The 5,763-nt window shown below is 71.7% G+C and carries 6 protein-coding genes; 2 read left to right on the forward strand and 4 right to left on the reverse strand.

Going from position 1 to position 5,763, the window contains the following annotated elements; genetic code table 11:
• Positions 1-1,177, forward strand: a 1,177-nt coding sequence (locus tag HG543_RS50780; protein WP_169352201.1) for an esterase/lipase family protein, incomplete at its 5' end; no start/stop codon positions are given.
• A 12-nt stretch (positions 1,178-1,189) separates the two neighbouring features.
• Positions 1,190-2,188 carry a T6SS immunity protein Tli4 family protein gene (locus HG543_RS50785; RefSeq protein WP_169352202.1) on the forward strand — a complete coding sequence of 333 codons (999 nt, stop codon included), beginning with the start codon at positions 1,190-1,192 and terminating at the stop codon, positions 2,186-2,188.
• A gap of 19 nt (positions 2,189-2,207) precedes the next feature.
• Here HG543_RS50785 and HG543_RS50790 read toward each other — a convergent pair whose 3' ends face one another.
• The 4 genes from HG543_RS50790 to HG543_RS50805 all read right to left on the reverse strand — a co-directional run.
• Entirely contained in the window at positions 2,208-3,326 is a 1,119-nt protein-coding gene (locus HG543_RS50790; RefSeq protein ID WP_169352203.1) for a glycerate kinase, read from the reverse strand.
• Positions 3,323-3,709: a hypothetical protein gene (locus tag HG543_RS56055; RefSeq protein ID WP_169352204.1), complete on the reverse strand. Its 387-nt coding sequence runs from the start codon at positions 3,707-3,709 to the stop codon at positions 3,323-3,325. The genes HG543_RS50790 and HG543_RS56055 overlap by 4 nt, the downstream gene beginning before the upstream one ends.
• A 247-nt stretch (positions 3,710-3,956) precedes the next feature.
• A complete protein-coding gene (locus HG543_RS50800) occupies positions 3,957-4,451 on the reverse strand; it encodes a YkgJ family cysteine cluster protein (RefSeq protein WP_169352205.1) in 495 nt (164 codons plus the stop codon).
• Positions 4,452-4,511: 60 nt separating this feature from the next.
• Positions 4,512-5,763 (reverse strand): class I SAM-dependent rRNA methyltransferase (locus HG543_RS50805; RefSeq protein ID WP_246357889.1); only part of this gene is annotated, 1,252 nt, incomplete at its 5' end.

Raw genomic sequence — 5,763 nt, forward strand, 5'->3', positions numbered from 1 at the left:
GTCTCCGGGCGGGTGGGGCAAGGCGGTGGGCAGCGCCTTCCAGATGCCCGTCTATGCCTTCGGCTACAACTGGACGGCGTCCAACTCCGCGGCGGGCAAGAAGCTCAAGGCCTTCATCGACAAGGTCATCGGGGAGAACGCGCCCTGCGAGCACGTCATCCTCGTGACGCACTCCATGGGCGGTCTGGTGGCCCGCTCCGCCTGCCTGGAGCACGGCGCCAACGCGAAGGTGCTCGGGGTGCTGCATGGCGTGCAGCCGGTGACGGGCGCCGCCGCCGCCTACTGGCGCATGAAGGCCGGCTTCGAGCGCCCCCAGCACATGACGAAGAGCCTGGACGGCGTGAAGCAGTTCGCCGGCGACTACGTGGGCAGCTGGGTGCTCGGCACCAACGGCGAGGAGGTCACCGCGCTGCTGGGCAACATGCCCGGCGGGCTCCAGCTGCTGCCCAGCTGCGACTACACGGCGAATGACGGCTCCGCGGGGTGGCTGCGGTTCCACGACGAGGAGGACAAGCTCATCGAGGCCCTCCCGAAGAACGGCGACCCCTACGAGGAGATCTACAAGAACAAGGACGCGTACTGGCGGCTGGTCAACCCCGCGCACCTGAACCCGGGGAAGAAGAAGGACCCGCGCTTCTCCGAGGCGACCATCTGGTCCGGCTTCACGCGCCGCGTCTCCATCGCCAAGGCCTTCCACCAGAAGACGGGGCTCAATCCCAACTACACGGCGAAGGCGTTCCACGGCTCCGGCACCGGCCATCTCACCACCGACCGCGTCGTCTACAAGCTGTCCGGCACGGGGTGGCTGAAGAAGGCGGGGGAGTACTCGTTGATTGCCCTGAAGGTGCTTCGGGCCTCCCGGCGGGGACTCATCAACGCCGCCTTCGTCCTGGGCTACGAGTCCTTCAAGCGCACGGACACGTGGAAGCTTCGCGGCGGCTTCGAGACCGAAATCACCAACGGCGAGGCGAAGCTGGAGGTGAAGCTGCAGCTTCCCTCGGGGGCGGGCGACGGCACGGTGCCCGAGTCCTCCGGCAAGGCCATGAAGCTGGAGAACAAGGCCTTCGCTGGCATCGCCCACGAGCCCGCGTACCAGAGCAAGGAGGTGCAGCAGTTCACCTTCTCGGTCATCGAGGGGTTCGGCAAGACGAAGATACGCAAGCGCATCGGCAAATAGGTGGGACGACCCATGAAGGGCACCACGGCGGTGTTGATGCTGGGGTGGGCGCTCGCCGCCTGCTCGCGGGACGGTACCTCCCAGGAGGAGTCGAAAATGAGCCAGGAGCCATCCAAGGATTTCGTCCGGCAGTGTGTGGGCCGCTTCTGCCTGGACGTCCCCGCGTCCATGACGCGGCTGGGAGACACCTTCCAGTTCCAGTACGTGGAGGTGGAGGAGCGGCTCTGGGAGAAGCCGGACGACGAGGCCCGCAAGCGCGTCTTCGAGGCGCGCCTGGCGAAAATCGAGGCGCTCAAGTCGCAGCGGGAGCTGCCGGATGACGCCCAGGGCACCATCCGCGAGCAGCGCCCCTTTCCCGCCGTGGGCGTCCGGGGCGTCCTCTTCCACCGGTTCGACCAGCCGGAGATTGGCACGTGGGGCGGGCTGATGGCCCGCGGGCCGGTGGACGTGTGGATGCAGATTGACGGGGACGTGGACCGCGAGCAGGAGTGGGCCCGGCGCCTGACGGACGTGGCGGCGGCGTACCAGCTCCGGGACGCGAAGGAGCCCCTGCCCGCGCGAGGCAAGGACTGGTTCTACCTGCGCCAGGGGGTGATTGCCCTGCCCATGCGGGAGATGGAGGAGGCGAAGAGCCGCTTCGAGGGGCACCCGCTGGGCCTGAAGCTGAAGGTGAGCACCGAGACTGTCGAGGAGGTGCGGCGCCAGGGGCTGATGGACAAGCTCTCCAACGCGATGGCCATGGCGGGCGACTCGCTCGGCGCCGACGAGGACCTCGTCACCCAGAAGTACGGGGCGCGGAAGGTCGCGGGGCTGCCCGGCGAGGAGCTCATCGTCCGCACCAGCGAGGGCAAGCGCAAGCGCCTGCGCTTCCTGTGGAGCTTCCCGGGCAAGGAGGACTCCGCCAGCCACCCCAAGTTCACCATCGAGATGGAGACCAGCCTCGAGCAGGAGGAGGCGAAGCTGGCCTTCTGGGATGCGCTGCTGAACTCGGTGCGGCCCGCGAGCCAGTGAGGCGGGGCCGCCGCCCGGGCTAGCGTCCGCCGTTGAGGCGCGCCGCGGCCCAGCGCGCGGTGGCCTCGCACAGCACCTTGGAGGCGGACTCCCCGGGCTGGGCCTGCGCGGCCAGCTCCACCACCTCGTGGAAGAGCTCCAGCTCCAGCCCGTCCTCGCGCTCCACGCTGCCGGCGAAGAGCACCACCGGCGTGCCGTGCTCGCGGGCCAGCCGCGCCAGCCCGCCGGGGCCCTTGCCCATGGACGTCTGCCGGTCGAAGCGGCCCTCGCCCGTGAGCACCACGTCCGCCATCAGCACCCGCCGCTCCAGCCCCAGCGCGCGCGCCACCAGCTCGTAGCCGGGCACCAGCCGCGCGCCCACCAGCGACACCAGCCCGAAGCCGAAGCCGCCCGCCGCGCCCGCGCCGGGCCAGCCCACCGCCCTGTCGCCGACGACGGCCGCCAGGTGCGCCAGCGCCGCCTCCAGTTCCTCCACCGCCGCCGCGTCCGCGCCCTTCTGCGGGCCGAAGAGCCGCGCCGCCCCGTCCGGCCCCAGCAGCGGTGACGTCACGTCCGTGGCGCCCAGCAGCTCCACCGCGCCCAGCCTCGGGTGCCGGCCACTCGCGTCCACCTGGACGAGCCCGGCGAGCGCCGCGCCCCCGGGGGGCAGCGGCTGGCCCCGCGCGTCCAGGAAGCGGTAGCCCAGCGCGGCCAGCGCGCCCGTGCCCGCGTCGGTGGTGGCGCTGCCGCCCAGGCCCACGATGATGCGCTCGCAGCCCGCGTCCAGCGCCGCGCGAATCAGCTCGCCCGTGCCGTACGTGGAGGCTCCGCGCGCGTCCCGCGCCTCGGGCGGCACCCGCGACAGGCCGGAGGCCGCCGCCATCTCCACCACCGCGACGCGGCCCTCGTCCAGCAGCGCCCAGCTCGCCTCCACGGGCGTGCCCAGCGGCCCGCGCACCACCTGCTGGCGACGCTCGCCCCGGGTGCCCGCCAACAGCGCGTCCACGGTGCCGGGGCCGCCGTCCGCCAGCGGCGCGACGTCCAGCACCACCTCCGGAGAGGACTCACGTATGCCCCTCGCCATGGCCTCCGCGGCCTCGGCGGCGGTGAGGGTGCCCTTGAATTCCTGCGGTGCGACGAGCCAGCGGGGAGAAATCACGGAGAAGGCACCGACTCCTTCCTGGGAGCATCCGAGGGCTTCGCGGGTGAAGGGGCGGGGTGGACGTCCAGGCCACCCTCGGGCAGTGCCAGGGACTCGCACCGCTCTCCCGTTCCGAGCTGCACGCAGCGCTCGTCCGAGCGGCACTGGCCACGGCAGGGCAGGGGTTCGCAGTAGCCCGTGTGCGTGTCACACGCGGTGCCCACCGGGCACACCGCGTAGCAGCCTCCGGAGGCGCGCTGCACCGCGGCGCTGCTCATGGCGATGCCCGTGTTGAGGAGCGCGTTGGCGACGGCGCCGCTGCCGTCGCTCTGGCAGCCCACGGCGACGCCCGCGAGCAACACCACCACGGTGAGCCATCGCCGTTGTCCTGCCGCCCTCATCGTCCCTCTCCCGCCGGAGCCTGACCCACGGCATACCACTGCCTCGGCCAACCTGATCCGCGCTTCCGCACGCCTGGAAGACAGGTGTTCTGGAATTCCCGTGAGGCCGCGAGTCCTGGAGAGAAGACACGGGGTCTCCAGCGCTCCGGGAGCGGGTGCCGGACGCACGCATGGTCCATGAAATATGTATTCATGAAACATGTATTGCCGCATGCGCCATGGAGGCGGACGCCGCGCGGCGGTGCCCTCATGACTCCTCCGGGGGCGCGGCGGCCCACGCCTCGGCATGCCACTCCAGGAGGGGACGCGGGGCCTTGAGCGCCGGGGCCACGCGCTGGGAGACGCGCTCCAGGCGCTCCAGCAGGGCGCCCACCGTCTCCGCCGGCTGGCGCGCCGGGCCGCGGATGCGCTCGCAGAAGAAGGTGCGGCAGCCGAAGGGCCGGTCCGCGTACACCGTGCAACGGCGGCCCGCGGCGTCCAGGTAGGGACAGCCGCCGTCCTCGCGTGGGGGAGGCAGCGGGCGGCCCTTCACCAGCAGCTCCCACTCGGGCTGCCACAGCCACGGCTGGCGGCCCGTGCGCGCCAGTTGGCAGCACTCGCCGCTGGCCGGACACGAGAAGGGAGCGTAGGCCGCGTCCGCCTGGCGGTAGACGGAGCGCGTCTCCTTCAGCGCGCGCTCCTTCTCGCGGGTGCCTCCCGTCGGCGACTCGTCCTCCTGCTCGTCCCAGTCCCGCGTCCGCATGGCTCTCTTGTTCTCGCACGTCTCCCGGGCCGGGGTCGACGTGGTGGGTCGGGCGCTACCTCACAGCACGCGGAGCACGAAGCACTTGAGGTAGCGCGTCTCGCGCAGGTTCAGCAGGACGGGGTGGTCCCTGCCCGCGCCCCTGCGCTCGATGATTTGCACACGGCGGCGGGCGTCCGCGGCGGCGGAGGCCAGCATGTCCTCGAAGGCCTGCTCGTCCACGTGGTACGTGCAGCTGGCGCTGATGAGGATGCCGCCGGGGCGGAGCAGCTGCATGGCGCGCAGGTTGATTTCCTTGTACCCGCGCAGCGCGGCGGCGATGGCGTCCTTGTTCTTCGCGAAGGACGGCGGGTCCAGGACGATGGTGTCGAAGTGCCGGCCCTCGTCCACCGCGTCGCGCAGGAAGTCGAAGGCGTTGGCCACCACCACGTCCAGGTTGCCGAGCTTGTTGGCGGCGGCGTTCTGCCGGAGCTGGGCCGCCGCGGCGTCGGAGATTTCAATCGCGGTGACGGACTTCGCCTTGGTGGCCAGCTGCAGCGCGAAGCCCCCCACGTAAGCGAAGCAGTCCAGCGCCTCGCCGTGGGCGTAGTGCCCCGCCATGACGTGGTTCTCCCTCTGGTCCAGGAAGGCGCCCGTCTTCTGGCCCTCCAGCAGGTCCGCGCTCATGCGCACCAGGCCCTCGTGGAACGTCACCGGCCCGGGCAGCTCGCCGCGCAGGAGGCCCTTCTCCGGGGTGAGCCCCTCCAGGTTGCGCACGCCCACGTCCGAGCGGTTGACGATGCCGCGCGGGCGGAAGTGCTCCTGCAACAGGTCCACGAGGAGCGCCTTGCGCTGCTCGGTGGCGGGCACGAGGAACTGCGCGCTGAGGTGGTCGCCGTAGCGGTCCACGACGAGGCCCGGAATCCCGTCCGCCTCGCCGTGGATGACGCGGTAGGTGCTCTCACCGGGGAGCGCGCGGCGGCGCAGCTCGTCCGCGGACTGGATGCGCTGGCGGAAGAAGTCCGCGTCCACCGGCACGTCGTCGTAGGTGAGCCAGCGCAGCGAAATCTTGGACTGCTTCGAATAGAAGGCCTTGCCGATGAACCAGCCCCGGCCGTCCGTGACGCGCACCACCTCGCCGCCGTCGAGGGCGGGGTCGCCGTTGAGGTCCGCGCGGTAGATCCACGGGTGGCCGGCCTGCCAGCGCTCCACGCCCCGGCGCAGGAGCTGGACGTTGGGGAGGCCGTCGGCGGCCACATCGGGCGTGGTGCGGTCCGGGGCGGGCTTCTCGGGACGGGCGTGGGGGCGGCCCCGGCCCTGGGGCGGCGAGGAG

This window comes from Pyxidicoccus fallax (genome assembly GCF_012933655.1).
Lineage (GTDB): Bacteria > Myxococcota > Myxococcia > Myxococcales > Myxococcaceae > Myxococcus > Myxococcus fallax.